The organism is Mesorhizobium sp. M0207 (assembly GCF_040321995.1).
Lineage (GTDB): Bacteria > Pseudomonadota > Alphaproteobacteria > Rhizobiales > Rhizobiaceae > Mesorhizobium.
In genome coordinates this window covers 1-19,232 of the sequence record NZ_JAMYSQ010000040.1, presented here as the reverse complement: position 1 = coordinate 19,232, position 19,232 = coordinate 1, and the positions used below count along the sequence as shown (strand labels likewise).

The following is a 19,232-nucleotide window of genomic DNA, read 5'->3' as shown; positions in this document are numbered from 1 at the left end:
TAAAACTCAGGCGGCAGACCCCTTCCAGAACAGGTCGAACCCGGCCTGCCGGATGGCGTCACTTTCCTGAGGTTTGGCTGTGACCGCGTTGATGCTGATGTCGGCCAAGTCGAAGAGAATGGTATCGATGTAGAAGGCGATCCTGTCAGGCGCGGCATGGCCGGCGAGACACTCCTCCACCATCGTCCGCGCATCCCGCTGCATGGCGTGACACCGGTTCCGGCTTTCCGCTGTCACGCGATCCGACACCTTCAACTGACGAAGGGCCTTGCGCGCCGTGGCGTGAGCCAGTCCCCAGTCAATCAGACGGTTCCAGACCGCGAATAGTCGGTCTTTGGCGGAGGCGTCCGCCGGATATGGCGCCAGCATCATCTCTACCAAGTCGGCCTCGATCTCGAGAAAGAGCTGGTTGAGCAGATCGTCCTTGGTTGGAAAGTAAGTGAACAGCGTTCCCTCAGACACGCCAGCAGCCTTTGCGATCTTGGCCGTGGACGCGCCTGTGCCCAGGCTGGCGACGAACTTGGCCGCTGCATCGAGCAGTGCCTGTCGCTTTTCTTCACTGAGGGGACGCGCCATATTTCCGTCTAACGATATTGAGTGAGTGGATACTCAATAATAGGGGATGGCATGAGATTGGTCAAGGGATGCAGCCCCGCATCTTTCGCGGTCCATACCGACCAAGCTCGAATGAAGATTGTGTGGGCACACACCATGAGGCTGCGGCTGCCTTTTCAATAAGGGACGCAGTGGGGATCGAGATGTCTGTCGAAAGGGAAATGCATTGGATTCAGGGCCTTGATTGCAGTCCCCGAGGCATCATCATGCCTACTTCGATGAGAGCAGGTGATGGCACGCCCAGCCCTGACCAATCCAAAAGCGTGAACGGCACCACAAGCGGACATTATTCGGTATCTATCGAGATGTGTGAGCCGCCTACACTACGACACAGTTTCCCGAAGTATCCGAAACTACGCTCCCCTCACTCCCACTCGATCGTTTTGAGCCATCGTAACGCGTTGACGCGGCAGCACAAACTTTTCTGCACGCCCTAAAGAACCGACTCTGCGATCCGTCAGAAATCTGCGCTCTTGATTTCAAAAGGGAATTTCGGCGATTCGGGATCGGCTCGGTTTCGGCGACTATCGACAACAATCGGTCTATTTTCGGCAGCCGCGCCGCAACAAGCCGCGACCCACTGGGGACCAAAAAAGGACCGTCAAACACGGCCGAGCGGTCCGCACGGTTGCGCCCGGCATTCGCTCGTCGCCGTGGCGTGCCTCACTTGCCGTATGACGCAAGGAACACCCGTACGCCGGCCGCGGCGTGCCGTCGAAGCTTCGCCGGTTTCGGAATCGACTCGTCACCCAACAGCATGGCCCTGTTCAATGGCTCGCCCATAATCAACCAATTGAACTGGGAAGCGGCGACGGCCGGATCATCGATCGCAAGCAGGCCGTGATCAGCCAAACGCTCGAACAACACTGCCATCGCCGCAATTGCGCGCCCGGGTCCGCCATCGAAGAGTGCCTTTGCCAGTTCCGGGAAGCGGCCGACCTCGCCGATCACCAGACGGCGCAGCTGCATGACGCGCGGCGTGAGCACGGTGGCAAGCTGTCGGTACGCATAGCGCTGAAGATAATCGGCAATATCTTCGCCCTCGGCGAGTTCGGGCATTTTACTGTGGACCCTATCGCTGGCTCGATTGGTCACGCTGCTCACGATCTCTACGAACAGCGTCTCCTTGCTCGGAAAATTCTTGTAGACGGTCTGTTTCGACACCGCCGCAAGCGCCGCGATCTCGTCCATGTTGGTGGCCAGATAGCCCTTTTGCAGAAACACCTCTGTAGCCGCATCGAGGATGGCCCGGCGCTTTTTCGCCGACCGTCCGTGCGGTTCGAGTTCTTCTGTAGCACCTGCTGAACGCGTCGTGGTCATGCTCCTGGCGTGTCCGCTGCCGATTGACTCATGGGTACTGGACCGTCTAGTTTGATTTGGACCGAGATGCAATGGGGAGAGATCGACAATGCACATCCAGTTCGCGGAGCTTCCAGTGTTCGACCAGGAACGCGCCAAGGCGTTCTACATCGATCACCTGAATTGCCGCATCGTCGCCGATCAGCCCATGAGCAATGATGGCTGGCGATGGATCGAACTCGGATTTCCAGGGGCCGAAACCACCCTCCACTTCCTAAGGCGCAAGGACGAAACACCATCTGAGGGGCCCGTCCTCGTGCTGGTTGACAACGAAATCGAAGTCACCGTTCAGAGACTCAAATCGCGAGGCGCCGAGATCATAGCAGAACCGCGCCCCGCGCCATGGCAACCGGGGCGCACGATCGCGGAATTTCGGGACAGCGAGGGCAATCGCATGATGATCACCAGCAGATGACGCACTCACCTATCATGACCGCAACTTGCTCTTGCGGTGGCGTCGAACTCAAAGCCTTTGGCAGGCCGATCGTGAGCAGTGCCTGCTACTGCGACGACTGCCGGAAGGGAGCTGATCAGATCGAAGCTTTGCCAGGTGCTGGCGCCATACGCGATCCCGATGGCGGCACCGCATACATCCTCTATCGAAAGGACCGCATCGAGTGCTCCAAGGGGGCCGAATTGCTGAGGGGTTACAAGCTTAAGGAAACTTCAGCCACGAATAGGGTCATCGCCATGTGCTGCAATTCAGCGATGTTAATGAACTTCGATAGAGGTCCGCATTGGGTCTCGGTATACAGAGCGCGGTTTCACGGAGAACTCCCGCCACTGCAGCTGCGGATTTGCACGAAGTTCAAGTCGGACAGCGATGTCATTCCTGACGACGTGCCGAGCCACCGGGGTTATCCTCTAGGGTTCGTCGTTAAACTTTTGGCATCGCGCGTGGCGATGTTGCTAGGTCGATAAACCGGCCGCCAGCCTGCGCGATAAGACATTCAGATAGGTGCGCAAATCGGATACAGCCTTGCCGCTCAGGGTTCAGGCCTGAACGAATTTCTGTAGGCGATCCGCCACGATCAGCCCTGCCCGGCTGTTCAAGTGCACGCCGTCTGTGTGAAATAGCCAGCCATTTACGCGGGCGACATCATCCGGACGCTGCCGCAGCACCAGTACGCGAAAAGCATCGCGATAGAATGGAAGAAAGATGAACGCCGTGTAGGCCGGCCAGGCGAGGCGCGAGCCGCCTCGGTGAGCGCCTCATGGAGCGGGACATAGCCGCAGCGTTCCTCGTGCGCGATGGCCGCCACGATCGCAGAATATTCCTTGATCCGCCGGTTGAGCTCGCTCTGGAACGGGTCGTCCGAATCCGGCGCTTCTTCTATCGGAGGGAGCGAGCAAAGGCCGATCTCCGCCGCCGTCTCGCGCCTCAGCCTGCGTGCTATCTCGGCCAGATTCTCGTGGAACCAATCGGGCGAAGGCGTGCGGGGCAGACGCTTCCAAAACGTAAAGAACCGCCGCACTTTGCGTGACACGAGCGTGAGAACATCATTCCCGCCGACCCAGACGATGACCTTGTCGGGACGACAGGCGAGCACATCCGGCAAGCGCTGCAGCGCGTTGTAGGCCAAGTCGCCGCCGACACCAAAATTCCGGAACTCAAATTGCCCGTTGCCCGGCCGCCGGCGGAGCTCCGCCATCCAATCGAATGCCTGGCCCTTGCCCGCCGTGCTGCTCGACCCGAGGCACGCCACGATTTTTCGTTGAGAATTCACCATCGTGACTCGGCCAAGCCAGAGTGAGAAATCGTCGCCTTATGCTCTTCCCAAAGCGGCCCAGTCATGAGTTTCAGGTCGGATTCCGCGGCGTTTTCCAACATCCATGGACAGGCATAATAATCTTCGATGCGATCGATGACGCGACCGGCGACATGGACACGAACCGGCCACGCGACCTGCCACCGGTCGCCTCGCTGGAAGAGCACGATCAGGACAGGCTCTCCGTCGATCGCCCCCAACTCCATGGTCCACGTCTCCGGGTTTCGCTCGTATTCGACGAAATAGGGAGAACTTCTGACCAGGCCGTCGAAGCAGTCGGCGACCCGCAACCGAGCATCGGCGCTGGTCAGGCTCCGCACGCCATCCCAGTCATGGCGGTTGAAGAGGTCAACATAGCGCTGCAAGAGCCGCGCGGTGTCGGGATCAAGCGGACGGTTCGGTTCACCGGCAGGTTCAGCGGGCAAGTCGGCGAGCTTCGCCCGTCCGCGGGAGAGCGCGGCTTTGACGCCCCCAACCGTCGAGCCCACGAGTTCTGCGGTCTCTTCCAGCGAATAGTCGAACACGTCCTTCAAGAGGATGCAGGCGCGCTCCTTGGGCGGCAAGCGGCCAACCAGCCGTTCGATGGCGCGGCGTGCATCGGTCGCTGCCGGCTCTGCAGAGACAACGCCGATGTCGTCCGAATAGCCGTGCTCCGCGCGCTCGCGCACATCGCGTCGCCTCAGAAAGTCGATGCAGCGATTGTGAGCGATGCGAAACAACCAGGGTTTTAGCCTGCGGGGATCATCGAGGGTCTTAATCTTCGTGTAGGCCTCGAACAGCGTCTCCTGCACGAGATCCTCACCGTCGAGGCGTGAGCCCGTCATGCGGGCGCAGTAGCGATGCAGTTGGGCGCGGACGCCTGACACCGTCTCGAGGAAGGCGCGATATCGCGCATCGAACAGGCCGGTCGGTCGCTTGGGCATGTCCTTCAGCTGCCACATCTTGGTTTCAATTTGCCAGTCATGCGACCTCCTGACCTTCAGCGCGTGTCTGCGGTTGCGGCCAGACCAAGCTTGGGGCGAACCCATTGTGCCAACCGCGCGATCGCGTCGTCGGCTTCGGGAGCGCGGCCGGCCATCATCTGGAACGAGTGCAGCATCCCCGGAAATACGTCTAAGCGCATCTCGACGCCGGCGGCTTTCGCGCGGTCGGCGAGCGCTCGGCTGTCGTCGAGCAGGGTTTCGTCTCCACCCACTTGCAGATAGATCGGCGGCAGGCCCTTCAGATCGGCAAAGATCGGGCTGGCGAGTGGATGCCGGGGATCGGTCCCCGCAAGGACTTGCGATACCAGCATATCCACGACCGCCTTCTGGAAGAAGGCGTCCTTCTCGCGGTTGCTTTCGTAGGAGTGCCCGCTCGCCGACAGATCATACCAGCCAGAGATGCTGAGGATCGCGGCCGGCAGCGGCCGTCCCGCATCGCGGAGTTTCATCGCCGCCGCAACGATCAGGCCAGCACCAGCGGAATCGCCTGCAGCTATGGTGTGCTTCGGCGCGACACCCTGCTGGGCGAGCCATTCGAACGCGGTCACGGCCTGCTCGATTTGGCGCGGAAACTTGCTCTGGAAAACGTAGTCGTACGTAGCGAGCAGAGCGTAACAGCCGATCGCCTTAGCAAGGTGTCCGACCATCTTGCGATGGGTCCAGATCGATCCGCCGACATAGCCACCGCCGTGCAGGTAAAGCATGACCCGGTCTTTGGCCGCCGTTTTTGGCTGAACCCACAGCGCGGTCTTGTCGCCGACGTTCGTCTCGACGTAATCGACGCCGCCCGGTTCTGCCGTCAAAACGGACCACTCGGATGCTTCCTGTGGCGATTCTCGACCGCTGCGAAAAGCCTCCGCGAGCGTTTCGTAGTGTATCTTGTTCGCTAGGCTCTGCTTGCTGTTCATTTGTCACGCTCCAATTCGTCCAGGAGGGCGATGTTAAGGATGACCGTGCCCATGAACAGCTAAGACGGATGAACCCAGCGAAAGGATACGTGGCCGGCAGATGCAACGCCTCGCCGGTGGCAGTTGCCGCGGACCCCGGGTGTCAAACCCAGCAAGGCTAGGCTGCTCCACCCTTCTCTGTGGGACGTTCGTTCCAGACATTCGCCGATCGGCCAGATGCTTCGTCTATGCCGTCGCCGGGTGGCCGGGGGCTGGGACTATTGACTATTATCGCCGAGCCAACATCGCCTTAAACGTGCTGCTCTATCCTCTTCTACTCCGCACTACTCCTCGTCACTCCCACTCGATGGTGCCTGGCGGTTTGCTCGTCACGTCGTAGACGACGCGGTTGATGCCGCGTACCTCGTTGATGATGCGGGTGGCGGCTGCTCCCAGGAATGCCATGTCGTAATGGTAGAAGTCTGCCGTCATGCCGTCGACCGAGGTGACGGCGCGCAGCGCGCAGACGAACTCGTAGGTGCGGCCGTCGCCCATCACGCCGACGGTCTGCACCGGCAGCAGCACGGCGAAGGCCTGCCAGATGGCGTCGTAGAGTCCGGCCTTGCGGATCTCGTCGAGATAGATGGCGTCGGCCTCGCGCAGGATCTCCAGCTTTTCGCGGGTGATGCCGCCCGGACAGCGGATGGCGAGACCGGGACCGGGGAACGGATGCCGGCCAATGAAGCTGTCGGGCAGGCCGAGCTCCTTGCCGAGCGCCCTCACCTCGTCCTTGAACAATTCGCGCAGCGGCTCGACCAGCTGCATGTTCATGCGTTCGGGCAAGCCGCCGACATTGTGATGCGACTTGATCGTCACCGACGGGCCGCCGCTGAAAGAGACGCTTTCGATGACGTCGGGATAGAGGGTGCCTTGTGCCAGGAAATCGGCGCCGCCGAGCTTCTCGGCCTCCTCCTCGAACACTTCGATGAACAGCCGCCCGATGGTCTTGCGCTTCTTCTCGGGGTCCGACTCGCCCTCGAGCGCGCCGATGAAACGGTCCGAAGCGTCGACCAGGATCAGCGGCAGATTGTAATGCTGGCGAAACATCTCCACCACGCCTGATGCCTCGTCCTTGCGCATCAGCCCGTGGTCGACAAGGATGCAGGTAAGCTGGTCGCCGACCGCCTCGTGGATCAGCAAGGCCGCGACCGAGGAATCGACGCCGCCCGACAACGCGCAGATCACCTTGCCCTTGCCGACCTGCTTGCGGATCGTCTCGACCGCGTGCTCGCGGTAGGCGCGCATCGTCCAGTCGCCTTCGATGCCGGCGATGTTGTGGACGAAGTTGCGGAGCAACCTGGCGCCGTCCGGCGTATGCACCACTTCGGGGTGGAACATGAGGCCGTACATTTTGCGCTCGACATTGCCGAAGATGGCGAAGGGCGAGCCCTCCGATTTTCCGAGCACCTCGAACCCCTTGGGCAGGGAGATGACGCGATCGCCATGGCTCATCCACACCTGGTGGCGCTGGCCGGGCGCCCACAGGCCCTCGAACAACGGGCTGTCCTTGGCGATCTCGACGAAGGCGCGGCCGAATTCGCGATGATCGGAGCTTTCGGCGACGCCGCCCATCTGCACGCACATCGCCATCTGGCCGTAGCAGATGCCGAGCACCGGCACGCCGGCATCGAAGACGATCTGCGGCGCGCGCGGGCTGCCGATGTCGCCGGTCGAGGCCGGGCCGCCGGACAGGATCACCGCCTTCGGATCGATGCGCTTGAACGCCGCCTCGGCCGACTGGAAGGGTACGATCTCGGAAAACACGCCGGCCTCGCGGATGCGGCGGGCGATCAGCTGGGTGAACTGGCTGCCGAAATCGACAATCAGGACGGTGTCGGGATGATTGGCTGTTTTCATGGCGAGCGTTTAGAGAAAGAAACGAGTCGGCGCAATGGGTTGCTGGGCGTCTGCCTCAATCCGATTCCGCTGTACCGTCTTAAATGCGAGCGGCTCTATCGATGCCTCGGTCCGCTCCGCGCCGAGCGACCGCAAGGCGCCCATCAGCGCCGCGAACCCTTCTGGCCGAGGCAGGCAACGTAGCTCCTCTCGATCTGGAGCGGGCAGGGTGAACTAGCGCTTTACTTCGATCGGCTTGCCGGCCAGATGCGATTCCAGTTGCGCGACCAGCGCGGCAAAGCGGGCATGCATGGCATCGAGTGCCGCCCAACGTTCGGTGAGCTTGTTGAGTCGATAACCGGGTTCGGCGCCGTTGCCCCTGATATAGGCTAGCAAATCGGTTTCACTGACATTAGCCGGCGCACCGCTGGCACACTTACGGAGCCAAGCCACGAAATCCTCGCCGCGTGCTTGCGCCGCCTCCTGTTCGCGCTGTGAGGCAGTTTTGGTAAGAACGTGACCGTATTTGGTGGCGAATTCGAGCGGTGTGCCCTCGAAATCCGGATCAACTTCTTCCGGTGTCAGAAAGTTGGTTTTCGGAATGTTGCGGCGGAATTCCAGCCCGCGTTGATAGATTTCCTCGGCGGCGGATTCCTTGGCTGCGGATCGCTTAGCAGCGGTCCGCTTGACGTGCGTGGCATTTGGCGGGCGCGCTTTTTCGGACGCAGTTTGAAGTCCGATTCTCTTATCCACGACGGCCTTTTCCAGTTCCGGCGCGTACTGCACAACGGTGCGGGCGCGGGCAAGCGAACCCGTAGAAACATCCATGATCAAGGCCGCTTGTTTAACGAAACGATTGTGACCGGGAAGGCTAGGATCACGCGTTGCGCTGGCAGGCATTTCTATCGTTTCTTGAAATTGAATTTGTTGCTTTAAATGCGCCAGCCTTGCCGCCGCGAAAGCCCGCCGCTCAAAGGTTGAATGTTGCCGCCGATAGTCGTTGAGCGAAACGGCCAGATCAAGCGCGCCAACATCGTTTAGCGTGCCGGTATTTTCAAAGCGCGGCTCAATGCCCGCCTCAATGCAGGCGCGGTAACGGGCGCGCCCGTCTAGAATCCTTCCCTGATAAAGCACGATCGGCATATGCATACCGTTGGCCCGGATATCGGCCACGAATTCCGCAAAATCCTCGCCGCCCAACAGAGGCCAGATTCCAGCGAAAGGATGGTCTAGATAATGAACAGCCATTTTGGTTCTGTCCTTGCGCGAAAAATGGAGGCGCATTCGCGCGCCTCCCCGTTGAACGTTTTTATGCGGCCTCGGCTTGTTTCGGCATGAAACGCGGGAATGTTTCATCAACCCTCAGACTGATTTTCTTGACCTGCTCGCCAGCCATCCAAGCATTGAATGCCTTGATGACATGCGCCAAGACCTGATGTTTCTGCATCGGCTCCTTGGCAACGCTGTTGAGTTTCAGGACATGCTGCAAAGCCGCAATCGGGCTTCCCGCGCCGAATTCTTCACCCTCGGAACCCACGTCGTTCATGAACTCGTCGAGCGTGAATTCATCATGGAGGTCGAGAATCTTGACCGCCGCAAAGGCCGCGACATCGTTATGGCCTATCATCGCGGATGCGGAGGCATGCTCACCCGCCATCAACTGGGCGCCCCGGCGAATGTTCGGATTCGCCTCGACGTAGTCGATGAATTGTTTGGGCGACATGCGCGGAAGACGGTGCTTCTTCGTCGCAGTATAGGCTTTGTTTTCGTAAAGCTGGGCAATCATCACCGTTTGCGCCGTCAGAGCCGAAAGGCCATTCAGGCCCGCCGTGGCTAGCGCATCCTTGGCCGTGCGCGCCTTGACGTTATCGATGTAGGCGAAGGCCGATTTGATAGGCTTGCGCTGATTGACAACGTAAGTTGCGAACGGCACCCCGGAAAGGTAGCAAGCCCAGAGGCGATGCTGACCGTCTAGCAGCTTGCCATCGACATCGAAGATCAACGGCTGCCCGGTTTCGGGCCAATCCTCCGCGGCCATCTGTTCCGCGTAGTAGACAATGTTAGCTAATACGGCCTTGCGATTGGACCCGGCTGGATTCTTGAGCAACAGCCCTTCGGCCATTTCCGAAGTTATGATATGCCATCCATTGGCAAGCTTGTCCTCGTTTTCAGCTCGGGTTTTCCTCCATTCCTCAAACTGATCAACCAGGGCATAGAATGTGCCCGAATTGGCGGTTTTGAGGTCGAGATGGAATTTTGGCTCCCATGGTGTGGGCGCCGTAATGTTTTCGACGTCACTCATAAGTTTTATTCCCGTTGCCGCGCCTATCGGGAACGACGGCTGCCCGGCAGCCAGAGAATATAGGTTGATAGTGCCTATGCTACAAGGCTGAAAAAGCCTAGCCGTTAAGTTGGGTCATGGCCGCGTGCTGCAACTGTTTCACCGTAATTCGCTTCGTCGCCAGCAGGCGGGCGATCATGGCGGCATGCGGCGGTATCTGCCGCTCCGCCAGCGCCCAAGAGCGTACCGTGCGCGGGGCAACACTTAGCAATCGAGAGAAAGCCAGTTGCGAAAGTGGGATGGCGGCTAGGCAAGCGCGGAATTCGGTCGCCGTCATCGGGACGTAAAGCATCATGCGAATCGATATGTCATGGTTGTCACGATATGTAGGCGATACCGGCCTAACAAAAAAGTCTGGCGACATATCCGGGCTGGTTTCCGACTATCTATTTTGGGCGGCACAGGTGGGAACAAATCTGCATAATAGTTTTTGCTAAACCAATGAAAGCCGACATGTTGCCATGGCGAGCGTTTGGAGAAAGAACGAGTCGGCGCAATAGGTTATGAGGTCGCGGCCTTACTTCAATCCCGCGCCTTAGGCGATGATTCAAAACCGGATTGCGCCTGAGGCGATCGCCTGTTCCAGCAGTTGCACCGCCGCGGCCAGCTTCTCGTCGATGACGTGCAGATATTCGGTCCAGTCGCCAACGTGTCTCAGATCGGCCGCGCCGTCGGAAATGCCGCGCAGGCCGATAAGCGGAACGTCGAACAGCTGGCAGGCGCGCAGGCAGGCGAAGGTCTCCATATCGACCATGTCGGCGGCGATCGCGTCGTAGGCGGCGCCGGAGACGATTGCCGCCCCGGTCGACAGCGTCGCCTGTCTGACGCCTGGCATCCTGAACGGCAGCGGCACGCTTACAGGCAGGTCGAGGAACGGGGTGGCGCCCTTCTCGAACCCCAGGGGCGAGGCGTCCATGTCGCGGTAGCCAACCGAAACGGCCTGGTAGATTTCCGTCTGCTCCAGCGTCCGGCTGCCCGCCGACCCGAGCGACACGACGAGATCGGGCAGCCCCATCCCGGCATGCAGCCGGGATAGTTCGGCGCCGAGCCCGATACCGGCCTCGACCGGTCCGACGCCGGTCATCAGCGGCGTGAACAGCCGCTGCAGGTGTGGACCGTATTCGGCCTCCGCCGCCATGACGAAGAGAACGGACTTGCCGGAGATCGGGGTGAGCTCACCAGGTGTCTTGCCGGCCATGATCGTCCATCCTCCCTACCCGCTCCTCAGCCTTCGATGCCGTCGCGGCCGAGCACTGTCATCATCGTTCCGGTCATTGTGGCGATCAGCTTGGCCTCGCCGTCGACGGCGAACGCATAGGCTTGTCCGTCGGCGACGATGATGGTGCGGCCGGGCTTGGTCACCGAGCCGCGGAACAGGAAGCGCTCGCCCCTGCCGGGCGCCAGCAGATTGACCTTGAACTCGATGGTCAGCACGCCGGAATTTTCCGGCATCAGCGAGAATGCCGCATAGCCGCAGGCCGAGTCGAGAGCCGTCGAAATGACGCCGGCATGGAGAAAGCCGTGCTGCTGCGTCAGCGCCGCAGAATAGGGCATTTCGATCTCGATGATGCCGGGCGTCACCAGCGTCAGCTCGGCGCCAATCGTCATCATCGCGTTCTGGCGCGCGAAGGACGTCCTGACGCGGTCCTCATAATCGGGAGCAGGAACGATCTTTGCTGCCATGGCCGTCGCCCTTTGTTTCTCGGCAAATCTTATTGCAAAGGCATTTATCGCAGAGGGGTGGGCGGCAGGCAATCGCAAATGCTGCACTGCAGCATTCGGCTTAGCCCCGTATCGATGGCAACGATTCAGCCGGCCCGCCGCAGCGCGCAGAAGTAAAAGCCGTCGGTGCCGCTCAGCAATGGCGACAGCGAAATGCCGCCCGCGGCGCCAATGCGCATTGCCGCTTCGTGGCCCGCAAAACGGCTGTCCCAAAGCTGGCGGTGATCGACCGGGACAAAATCGGGATGGCGGTCCCGGAACGCCGAAACCTGGTCGCCATTCTCCTCGTCGAACACCGAACAGGTGATGTAGACCAGCAGGCCGCCGGGTTTGACGAAGTCCCTGGCGGCATCGAGGATCGTCTCCTGCTCGCCCTTGCGGGCGTCGAGCTGTCTTTGCGTCAACCGCCATTTGGCATCCGGCCGGCGCCGCCAGGTGCCGCTGCCGGTGCAGGGCGCATCGATCAGGGCGATATCCATGTGCTTGCCGAGCGGCGCCAGTTCGGCCGGCCTGGTGACGATCTGCACATTGCGGTTTTCCGAGCGGCGGATGCGGTCGAAGATCGGCGCCAGCCTTGCCTTCTCCGCATCGTGGGCGAAGATCTGGCCGCGATTGTCCATCGCCGCGGACAGCGCCAGCGTCTTGCCGCCGGCGCCGGCGCAGAAGTCGAGCACCTGCATTCCAGGCTCGGCGCCGGCCAGTTCGGCCGCAATCTGCGAGCCTTCGTCCTGAACCTCGAACCAGCCTTTCTGGAAGGCCGGTTCGGCCTGCACGTTCGGGTGCCTGCCGTCGCCTTCGATCGGCGGGATGCGGATGCCGTGCGGCGCGATCCGCGCAGGCTTGGCGCCGGTCTCCGCCAACTCGGCGAGCACCTTGCCGCGATCGGCCTTCAGCGTGTTGACCCTGAGGTCGAGCGGCGGGCGCGTCGCCAGCGCGGCACCCTCTTCCACCCAGGCCGTGCCGAACGCCCGTTCGAACAGCGGCATGCACCAGTCGGGGATGTCTGCCCTGACCGCCGGCGGCGCATCGGCAAGCCGGCGACCGCCGAGCGTTTTCAATTCGTCGGCGGTAAGCAGCGGCGGCGCGAACTTGTCGCCCTCGAGCGCCTCGTTCAGCGACTGCGCCGTCTGGCCCCATTCGAGCAGCAGCGCGCCGAAGCCGATGGCGCGCGGTGTGTCTTCGCCCAACAGCCAGCCGGCCGAGCGCTTGCGGCGCAGCGCGTCGTAGACGATGTTGCCGATCGCGGCGCGGTCGCCGCCGCCGGCGAAGCGGTGCGACAGGCCCCAGTCCTTCAGCGCATCGGCCACCGGCCGGTGGCGACGGCCAATTTCGTCAAGCACTTCAATGGCTGCCGCCAGCCGCCCGCCCAGTCTCATTGTCGTCTTCCATTATTCAGTAAATTAATTCTGGCCCTGCTCTTAGAGCTTTTCGTGCCCTGATTGAAACAGTTCTGTTTCGCCGACGGCGAGACGATCCATGCCGAGGGGTGACGAATGTGGATTGATGCATCGCGAGCCGCGGCCACCAGGCGGGCGCCGGCATGCGGAACGAACAATTCGATAAATATATTATACGTCTCTAATGTTCGTGTCCGGCGCTCACAAGCATAGCGGCTTGCGAAACTGCTCTGCTTTGCAAGTTTTCCGGTTGCGAATACTCTTTGCGCGGTGATTCGCGTCGCAGAAAAAGCGGAGCCGCGGGTCGATACGAGGAGAGGGCAATGAAAACTTATCTGGCGGAAGTTCTAGGCACGTTTCTATTGGTGTTCATCGGCACGGCTTCGGTGGTGACGGGCGGCTTCGGCGGCGCGCTGCCGCTCGGCCAGGAAGGTATCGGTCTGGCGTTCGGCATCGGCCTGATAGCGGCCGCTTACGCGATCGGCCCGATTTCGGGCGCGCACCTCAATCCGGCAGTGACGCTCGGCGTGTTCCTCGCCGGGCGGATGCCGGCCAGGGACGTCATTCCCTATTGGATCGCGCAGGTCATCGGCGCCATCATCGCGTCGCTGGCGCTGTGGATCATCGTCTCCGGACAGGTCGGCGGCCACACCGGCGGCTTCGGCGCCAATGGCTGGGACGTGACGAAATGGGGCGTCAGCTCGGCCTTCCTGTGGGAGCTGATCGGCACCTTCACCTTCGTCACGGTGATCCTCGGCGTCACCAACGCCAAGCACACGACGGCCTTCGCCGGCCTGGTCATCGGCCTGACGCTGGCCGGACTGCACTTCGCCATCATTCCGGTGACCGGCACATCGCTCAACCCGGCCCGTTCGATCGGACCGGCGCTGTTTTCGGGAACTGCGGCGATCGGCCAGCTCTGGCTGTTCATCCTCGCGCCGCTGATCGGCGGCGCCATCGCCGGCGTGGTCGCCAAGGCCGGTATCTTCGAGAAAGACTGACTTTTCGAAGGCTTCATGAAAAAGGCGCGGGTCGAGGCCCGCGCCTTTTTCGTTGCGTCGAGAAATATGCCCGGATCAGGCCGCGAGGTCGAAACGGTCGGCGTTCATCACCTTGGTCCAGGCGGCGACGAAGTCCCTGACGAACTTCCGCCCGGCGTCCGCCGAGCCGTAGACCTCGGCCAGCGCCCGCAATTGCGCGTGCGAGCCGAAGATCAGGTCGGCGCGGGTGCCGGTCCACTTGACTGCCCTGGTCTTGCGGTCGCGCGCTTCGTAGACCTCATCTGAGCCGGCGGCCGGATCCCAGATCGTGTTCATGGAGAGCAGGTTGACGAAGAAATCGTTGGTCAACGTGCCCGGCCTGTCGGTGAACACCCCGTGCTTCGACTGACCGGTGTTGGCGCCGAGCACCCGCAACCCGCCGACGAGCACCGTCATCTCCGGCGCCGTCAAGATCAGCAGCTGCGCCCGGTCGACCAGCATCGCTTCGACCGACATCGGCGGCTTGCCCCTGACATAATTGCGGAAGCCATCGACTTTCGGCTCGAGCGCGGCGAAGGACTGGACATCGGTCTGTTCCTGCGAGGCGTCCATGCGGCCTGGCGTGAACGGCACCCCCACGTCATGGCCGCCGTCTTTCGCCGCCTTCTCGATCGCGGCGACGCCGCCAAGAACGATCAGGTCGGCAAGCGAGACCTTCTTGCCGCCGGACTGCGAGTTATTGAAACCCTTCTGGATGCTTTCGAGTGTCTCGAGCACCTTGGCCAGCTGCGCCGGCTGGTTGACCTCCCAATCCTTCTGCGGCGCCAGGCGGATGCGGGCGCCGTTGGCGCCGCCGCGCTTGTCGGAGCCGCGGAAAGTCGAGGCCGAGGCCCAGGCGGTCGAGACCAGTTCTGAGACGGACAGGCCGGAGGCCAGGATCTTCGCCTTCAGCGAGACGATGTCCTGCTCGCTGACCAGCTCGTGGTCGATTGCCGGTATCGGGTCCTGCCAGATCAGCTCTTCCTTCGGCACGAGCGGGCCGAGATAGCGGACGGCCGGACCCATGTCGCGATGCGTCAGCTTGAACCAGGCGCGGGCGAAGGCATCGGCGAACTGATCAGGATTCTGATGGAAGCGCCGCGAGATCTTCTCGTAGGCCGGGTCGACGCGTAGCGCGAGGTCGGTGGTCAGCATCGCCGGCGCGCGGCGCTTGGAGGGATCGTGCGCGTCCGGCACGGTGCCTGCACCGGCGCCGCCCTTCGGCGTCCACTGATGGGCGCCGGCCGGGCTCTTGGTCAGCTCCCATTCGTAGTTGAACAGATTGTCGAAGAAGTTGTTGCTCCATTTGGTCGGCGTCGTGGTCCAGGTCACCTCGAGGCCCGAGGTGATGGCGTCGCCGGCAATGCCGGTGGCATGCTTGCTCGACCAGCCGAGGCCCTGCGCCTCGATGTCGGCGCCTTCCGGCTCCGGGCCGACCAGCGATGCATCGCCGGCGCCATGGGTCTTGCCGAAGGTATGGCCGCCGGCGATGAGCGCCACGGTTTCCTCATCGTTCATGGCCATGCGGGCGAAGGTTTCGCGGATATCGCGCGCCGCGGCCAATGGATCGGGCGTGCCGTTCGGGCCTTCCGGGTTGACGTAGATCAGCCCCATCTGCACGGCGCCGAGATGGCCCTGAAGTTCGCGGTCGCCGGAATAGCGCTCGTCGGCGAGCCACTTGGTTTCCGATCCCCAGTCGACGTCCTGCTCCGGCTCCCAGACATCGGCGCGGCCGCCGGCGAAGCCGAAGGTCTTGAAGCCCATCGATTCCAGCGCGACGTTGCCGGTGAGGATCAACAGGTCGGCCCAGGAGATTTTCCTGCCGTATTTCTGCTTGACCGGCCACAGCAGCCGGCGCGCCTTGTCGAGATTGGCGTTGTCCGGCCAGCTGTTGAGCGGCGCGAAACGCTGCTGGCCGGCGCCGGCGCCGCCACGGCCGTCGCCGATGCGATAGGTACCGGCGCTGTGCCAGGCCATGCGGATGAAGAGCGGGCCGTAATGGCCGAAATCGGCCGGCCACCAATCCTGCGAATCGGTCATCACCTGGTGCAGATCCCTGATCACCGCATCGAGATCGAGACTCTTGAATTCCTTGGCGTAGTCGAAGTCCTCGTCCATCGGGTCCGACAGGCTGGACTGCTGATGGAGGACGCCAAGGTCAAGCTGGTTCGGCCACCAGTCACGGTTGCTTCTCCTGGCCGATCCATGTGGGACCGGGCATTTGCCGGCGCTGTTGTCGTCGGTTTTCGCGTCCATCTTTGCCTCCGATTTGTTGATTTTTCGGGATTTTGTTGATTTTCCGGGCAGGGCCGGCGGCCGCGCCATCCTGGAATGGTTCCAGACTAGCCCGCCCAGCCGATAAAGACAAATTGCCTTTGCTGTTTATTCTGATAGGTTTTCCTTATGATCGGTTTAACCGTCCGGCAGATGCATTATTTCGAGGCGCTGGCGCAGACGCTGCATTTCGGCCGTGCCGCAAAACTCGCCGGCGTCAGCCAGCCGGCGCTGTCTTCGCAGATCGCCGAGATGGAGCTGCGGCTGAATTGCCGTCTGTTCGAGCGCGGCGGAAAGGTGGTGCGGATGACCGACGAGGCCGTGGCCCTGCTGCCGCGCATCGAGCGCATTCTTGCCGACGTCCGCGACGTCGAGGCGACGGCCCGGCGCGGCCGCCCGGCGCTGGAAGGCCGCTTCCGGCTCGGCATCATCCCGACGGTGGCGCCCTATCTCTTGCCGCATGTGCTGCCGGAGCTGAAACGGCATTTCCCGGCCTTGCAGCTGGAACTGCGCGAAGCGGTGACCGCCTCGCTGGTCGAGGACACCAGTTCGGGTAAGCTCGACGCCTTCGTCGCGGCGCTGCCTCTCGACTACCCAGGCCTGATTACCGAGGAACTTTTCTCCGACCGGTTCTTCCTGGCCGTGCCGGCCGGCGATCCCGCCTTCGCCTCGCCGCCGGTGCCACCGGAGAGCCCGGCACTGGAGCGGCTGATGCTGCTGGAGGAAGGCCATTGCCTGCGCGAACAGGCGCTCGCCGTGTGCGGCAACGTGCGGCCGGTGGCGATGGCAAGCTATGGCGCGACCAGCCTGACGACGCTCTTACAGATGGTGGCGCACGGGCTTGGCGTCACGCTCATCCCGGAAATGGCGGCAGGGCCGGCCAGCACTATCCCCGATTTGAAGATCGTGCCGTTCCAGGAACCGATGCCGCAACGCACGATCTGCCTCGCCTGGCGGCGCAACAAGGTCCGGCACGACGAGTGCGTCGAACTGGCGAAGATCATTCGCGGCTGGATGCGGCGGTGCTGGCGGCTTGAGCGGCGGGTCAAGGATCCGGTTTTAGCCCCGAAGCCAACCTGCAAGAAAACGGCTTCAATCCTTTTCCCAGGCTGCGAGCAACGGGCCGTTGCTTCCATAGACAGGGTCCTTGCGCGGACGGCCGACCCTGGGGATCGTGACGACCGCTTTGGCATGGTCGGCGGCGGTCGTACACAGGTCATAGGTGCCGGATGGAGGATAGGCGCCGACAACCAGAAAATCGTCGGATGCGGAAAGACGCTGGTGCCCGGTGCCGGCCGGAAGCACCGCGACGTCGCCGGCCTTCAGCGACAGCGTCCGCCCCTTGCTGCCGCCAAAGCGGACCTTGGCCGTGCCGCGCGCAACGCCCAGCACCTCGTGTATCCGCGAATGGTAGTGGACGTAACCGTAGATGCCGTTGCGCCAGCTATCGCCCCAGCCATTTGCCTCGAAAAGCGCCTCGATGACAGCCGCCGGATCGAAGTCTTCGGGCAGCGTCACGGCACCGCGATAGACGACCAGCGGCCAGAACGGATGGTTGGGCACCAGGCCATCATCGCTGAACCGAAACTCGTTCGGTTTGCGCGGCCTCAGGAGGTCGGCGACCTCTCGCCGGCCCGGCCTGGCGACGCCGGTGACCTGCCCGACGGCTTTCTTCGTGGTTTGCAAAATGCTCATGACGTGGCCTTGCGCTGGTCGGAAGTTTCATGCGGGTTAACTGGCTGCATGGCGGGTCGGTTCCGCTGAGGGCAGAGTTCCGCGATCTGTACGGTCGGCATTTGACGTCCGGGCACATCGAAGCCGCCCAAGTTTCAAGACTTGAACACCGCGAGCATGTGAAGATCCAATCGGTCCCGCCGCTGTGTCGTCCCATGGCACGGATGAGACGATTACATTGTTTTACCACAGCGCTCGCGACAGCTCGCGAAACGGGCGACCCGCAGAGGCTTTTTTCGTGTTATGATGCACTTGCAACGCGCGTAATCTCGACCTCGGCAATATGGCAAAGGTCGAACGCATTTTTGCCCTGGCGTTGCCCAGCATGGACTCAACTCCGGATGGCTGGGTGTGCTTATCCGGGGCGAGGAGGTTGTCCATGTCCACGAGTAATGTCGAACGCCCGCTCCAGCCGGGCGACCGGGCGCCGAATATTATTCTCGATGCGATCTCCCGCGAAGGCAAGATCGCGCTCGACGATTTTCGAGGCCGTAGCCCGTTGTTGATCGGTTTGTTCCGAGGCCTGCACTGTCCGTTCTGCCGGCGCCATGTCGCGGCGATGGCGCAACTTAAGCCGGCCCTGCGTGAGAAAGGCGTCGAATGCCTGGCGGTGGTCAATACGCCAGTCGAGCGGGCGCGGCTCTATTTCCGTTACCACCCGGCACCCGATCTTCTCGCCGCATCCGACCCGGAGCGGGCCTCGCACCGTGCTTTCGGCTTGCGCGAGGTCGGGATGGACACGGTCATGGCGATCCGTATCGATCTGCCGGGCGAGTTGCCCGAGCCTATGGACGTCATGGCAATGTACGAGTTTCTTAACAAGAAGGAAGGATATGAGATTACGGGAGCCGACCAGCAGGCGATGGCTTCCGGCCAGGGGCAGCTTGTCGGTCAGTTCCTAATCGACCGGGCGGGCATCGTACGCTGGAACTTCACTGAAGTTCTGGAGGATGGCCTCAATACCTTCAAGGCGCCGAATCCGGAGGAATTGATGTCAGCGGCTTCCCAAGTTGCACATTGATGGGCTGCGGAAATAGGCGGCTGACAACTCGCTCGACGACCGCGCCCTTCCCGCTCACTACCGGGGAACGGCCGTCCTGGGTCAGAACCTGAGGATCGTGGATGACCGCTTCGCGCCCAATGCACGAACCCGCTTCGCGGGAGGGGCGCCTCGTTCTGAGATGGCGCGACTGCCATTTTGACTTGAGCGGGTAGAGGGGTCGATCTGACCATGGA

Annotated in this window: 18 protein-coding genes and 1 pseudogene; 5 read left to right on the top strand and 14 right to left on the bottom strand. The window is 62.0% G+C overall.

Annotated elements, in window-relative coordinates; all coding sequences use genetic code 11:
- Positions 1-6: 6 nt before the first annotated feature.
- On the bottom strand, positions 7-576 hold the full coding sequence (locus NKJ15_RS30950) for a TetR/AcrR family transcriptional regulator (protein ID WP_352473463.1): 570 nt from the start codon (positions 574-576) through the stop codon (positions 7-9).
- 702 nt (positions 577-1,278) lie between these two features.
- Entirely contained in the window at positions 1,279-1,935 is a 657-nt protein-coding gene (locus NKJ15_RS30945; protein WP_352473464.1) for a TetR/AcrR family transcriptional regulator, read from the bottom strand.
- 88 nt (positions 1,936-2,023) lie between these two features.
- Here NKJ15_RS30945 and NKJ15_RS30940 point away from each other — a divergent pair, with 88 nt between their 5' ends.
- A complete protein-coding gene (locus NKJ15_RS30940; protein WP_352473465.1) occupies positions 2,024-2,389 on the top strand; it encodes a VOC family protein in 366 nt (121 codons plus the stop codon).
- Positions 2,317-2,895, top strand: coding sequence for a GFA family protein (locus tag NKJ15_RS33125; RefSeq protein WP_502898637.1), 579 nt, complete (start codon positions 2,317-2,319; stop codon positions 2,893-2,895). The genes NKJ15_RS30940 and NKJ15_RS33125 overlap by 73 nt, the downstream gene beginning before the upstream one ends.
- Positions 2,896-3,059: 164 nt before the next feature.
- Here the strand turns inward: NKJ15_RS33125 and NKJ15_RS30935 are convergent, their stop codons facing one another.
- From NKJ15_RS30935 to NKJ15_RS30890, 10 genes are all read right to left on the bottom strand, one after another.
- Positions 3,060-3,704, bottom strand: a complete 645-nt coding sequence (locus NKJ15_RS30935) for an SGNH/GDSL hydrolase family protein (RefSeq protein ID WP_352473466.1) — start codon at positions 3,702-3,704, stop codon at positions 3,060-3,062.
- Positions 3,698-4,684, bottom strand: a complete 987-nt coding sequence (locus NKJ15_RS30930) for an RNA polymerase sigma factor (protein ID WP_352473467.1) — start codon at positions 4,682-4,684, stop codon at positions 3,698-3,700. Before NKJ15_RS30930 ends, NKJ15_RS30935 begins: the two co-directional genes overlap by 7 nt.
- A gap of 38 nt (positions 4,685-4,722) precedes the next feature.
- Entirely contained in the window at positions 4,723-5,634 is a 912-nt protein-coding gene (locus NKJ15_RS30925) for an alpha/beta hydrolase (protein ID WP_352819522.1), read from the bottom strand.
- A gap of 333 nt (positions 5,635-5,967) precedes the next feature.
- Positions 5,968-7,530 carry a glutamine-hydrolyzing GMP synthase gene (guaA, locus tag NKJ15_RS30920; protein ID WP_352473470.1) on the bottom strand — a complete coding sequence of 521 codons (1,563 nt, stop codon included), beginning with the start codon at positions 7,528-7,530 and terminating at the stop codon, positions 5,968-5,970.
- 213 nt (positions 7,531-7,743) lie between these two features.
- On the bottom strand, positions 7,744-8,793 hold the full coding sequence (locus tag NKJ15_RS30915; protein WP_352473472.1) for a hypothetical protein: 1,050 nt from the start codon (positions 8,791-8,793) through the stop codon (positions 7,744-7,746).
- Between the two features lie 25 nt (positions 8,794-8,818).
- A complete protein-coding gene (locus tag NKJ15_RS30910; protein WP_352473473.1) occupies positions 8,819-9,811 on the bottom strand; it encodes a hypothetical protein in 993 nt (330 codons plus the stop codon).
- 97 nt (positions 9,812-9,908) lie between these two features.
- Complete coding sequence (locus NKJ15_RS30905; RefSeq protein ID WP_352473475.1) at positions 9,909-10,145, bottom strand: helix-turn-helix domain-containing protein; 237 nt, start codon at positions 10,143-10,145, stop codon at positions 9,909-9,911.
- Positions 10,146-10,397: 252 nt separating this feature from the next.
- Positions 10,398-11,048: a 5'-methylthioadenosine/S-adenosylhomocysteine nucleosidase gene (locus NKJ15_RS30900; RefSeq protein WP_352819520.1), complete on the bottom strand. Its 651-nt coding sequence runs from the start codon at positions 11,046-11,048 to the stop codon at positions 10,398-10,400.
- 26 nt (positions 11,049-11,074) lie between these two features.
- Positions 11,075-11,533, bottom strand: a complete 459-nt coding sequence (locus NKJ15_RS30895; protein ID WP_023677140.1) for a PaaI family thioesterase — start codon at positions 11,531-11,533, stop codon at positions 11,075-11,077.
- Between the two features lie 125 nt (positions 11,534-11,658).
- A complete protein-coding gene (locus tag NKJ15_RS30890; protein ID WP_352473477.1) occupies positions 11,659-12,948 on the bottom strand; it encodes an RsmB/NOP family class I SAM-dependent RNA methyltransferase in 1,290 nt (429 codons plus the stop codon).
- A gap of 344 nt (positions 12,949-13,292) precedes the next feature.
- On the opposite strand from NKJ15_RS30890, the gene NKJ15_RS30885 reads away from it, so the two are divergent.
- Positions 13,293-13,970: an MIP/aquaporin family protein gene (locus NKJ15_RS30885; RefSeq protein WP_352771994.1), complete on the top strand. Its 678-nt coding sequence runs from the start codon at positions 13,293-13,295 to the stop codon at positions 13,968-13,970.
- Between the two features lie 75 nt (positions 13,971-14,045).
- On the opposite strand, the gene katG is transcribed toward NKJ15_RS30885, so the two are convergent.
- Complete coding sequence (gene katG / locus NKJ15_RS30880; protein ID WP_352473478.1) at positions 14,046-16,244, bottom strand: catalase/peroxidase HPI; 2,199 nt, start codon at positions 16,242-16,244, stop codon at positions 14,046-14,048.
- A 147-nt stretch (positions 16,245-16,391) separates the two neighbouring features.
- On the opposite strand from katG, the pseudogene NKJ15_RS30875 reads away from it, so the two are divergent.
- A pseudogene (locus tag NKJ15_RS30875) lies at positions 16,392-17,299 on the top strand (hydrogen peroxide-inducible genes activator).
- Positions 17,300-17,354: 55 nt separating this feature from the next.
- Here the strand turns inward: NKJ15_RS30875 and NKJ15_RS30870 are convergent.
- A complete protein-coding gene (locus tag NKJ15_RS30870; protein WP_352771991.1) occupies positions 17,355-17,957 on the bottom strand; it encodes a cupin domain-containing protein in 603 nt (200 codons plus the stop codon).
- A gap of 418 nt (positions 17,958-18,375) precedes the next feature.
- Between NKJ15_RS30870 and NKJ15_RS30865 the strand changes: the two genes are divergently transcribed.
- Positions 18,376-19,017: a peroxiredoxin-like family protein gene (locus NKJ15_RS30865; protein ID WP_352473491.1), complete on the top strand. Its 642-nt coding sequence runs from the start codon at positions 18,376-18,378 to the stop codon at positions 19,015-19,017.
- Positions 19,018-19,232 lie beyond the last annotated feature (215 nt).

Bases quoted from the DNA above. Each gene is read 5' to 3' on its own strand.
- NKJ15_RS30910 (WP_352473473.1), bottom strand. From the start codon at position 9,811: ATGAGTGACGTCGAAAACATTACGGCGCCCACACCATGGGAGCCAAAA.
- NKJ15_RS30945 (WP_352473464.1), bottom strand. From the start codon at position 1,935: ATGACCACGACGCGTTCAGCAGGTGCTACAGAAGAACTCGAACCGCAC.
- NKJ15_RS30935 (WP_352473466.1), bottom strand. From the start codon at position 3,704: ATGGTGAATTCTCAACGAAAAATCGTGGCGTGCCTCGGGTCGAGCAGC.
- NKJ15_RS30905 (WP_352473475.1), bottom strand. From the start codon at position 10,145: ATGATGCTTTACGTCCCGATGACGGCGACCGAATTCCGCGCTTGCCTA.
- NKJ15_RS30930 (WP_352473467.1), bottom strand. From the start codon at position 4,684: ATGTGGCAGCTGAAGGACATGCCCAAGCGACCGACCGGCCTGTTCGAT.
- NKJ15_RS30890 (WP_352473477.1), bottom strand. From the start codon at position 12,948: ATGAGACTGGGCGGGCGGCTGGCGGCAGCCATTGAAGTGCTTGACGAA.
- NKJ15_RS30900 (WP_352819520.1), bottom strand. From the start codon at position 11,048: ATGGCCGGCAAGACACCTGGTGAGCTCACCCCGATCTCCGGCAAGTCC.
- NKJ15_RS30940 (WP_352473465.1), top strand. From the start codon at position 2,024: ATGCACATCCAGTTCGCGGAGCTTCCAGTGTTCGACCAGGAACGCGCC.
- NKJ15_RS30925 (WP_352819522.1), bottom strand. From the start codon at position 5,634: ATGAACAGCAAGCAGAGCCTAGCGAACAAGATACACTACGAAACGCTC.
- NKJ15_RS30895 (WP_023677140.1), bottom strand. From the start codon at position 11,533: ATGGCAGCAAAGATCGTTCCTGCTCCCGATTATGAGGACCGCGTCAGG.
- NKJ15_RS30950 (WP_352473463.1), bottom strand. From the start codon at position 576: ATGGCGCGTCCCCTCAGTGAAGAAAAGCGACAGGCACTGCTCGATGCA.
- guaA (WP_352473470.1), bottom strand. From the start codon at position 7,530: ATGAAAACAGCCAATCATCCCGACACCGTCCTGATTGTCGATTTCGGC.
- NKJ15_RS30885 (WP_352771994.1), top strand. From the start codon at position 13,293: ATGAAAACTTATCTGGCGGAAGTTCTAGGCACGTTTCTATTGGTGTTC.
- NKJ15_RS30865 (WP_352473491.1), top strand. From the start codon at position 18,376: ATGTCCACGAGTAATGTCGAACGCCCGCTCCAGCCGGGCGACCGGGCG.
- NKJ15_RS33125 (WP_502898637.1), top strand. From the start codon at position 2,317: ATGGCAACCGGGGCGCACGATCGCGGAATTTCGGGACAGCGAGGGCAA.
- NKJ15_RS30915 (WP_352473472.1), bottom strand. From the start codon at position 8,793: ATGCGCCTCCATTTTTCGCGCAAGGACAGAACCAAAATGGCTGTTCAT.
- katG (WP_352473478.1), bottom strand. From the start codon at position 16,244: ATGGACGCGAAAACCGACGACAACAGCGCCGGCAAATGCCCGGTCCCA.
- NKJ15_RS30870 (WP_352771991.1), bottom strand. From the start codon at position 17,957: ATGAGCATTTTGCAAACCACGAAGAAAGCCGTCGGGCAGGTCACCGGC.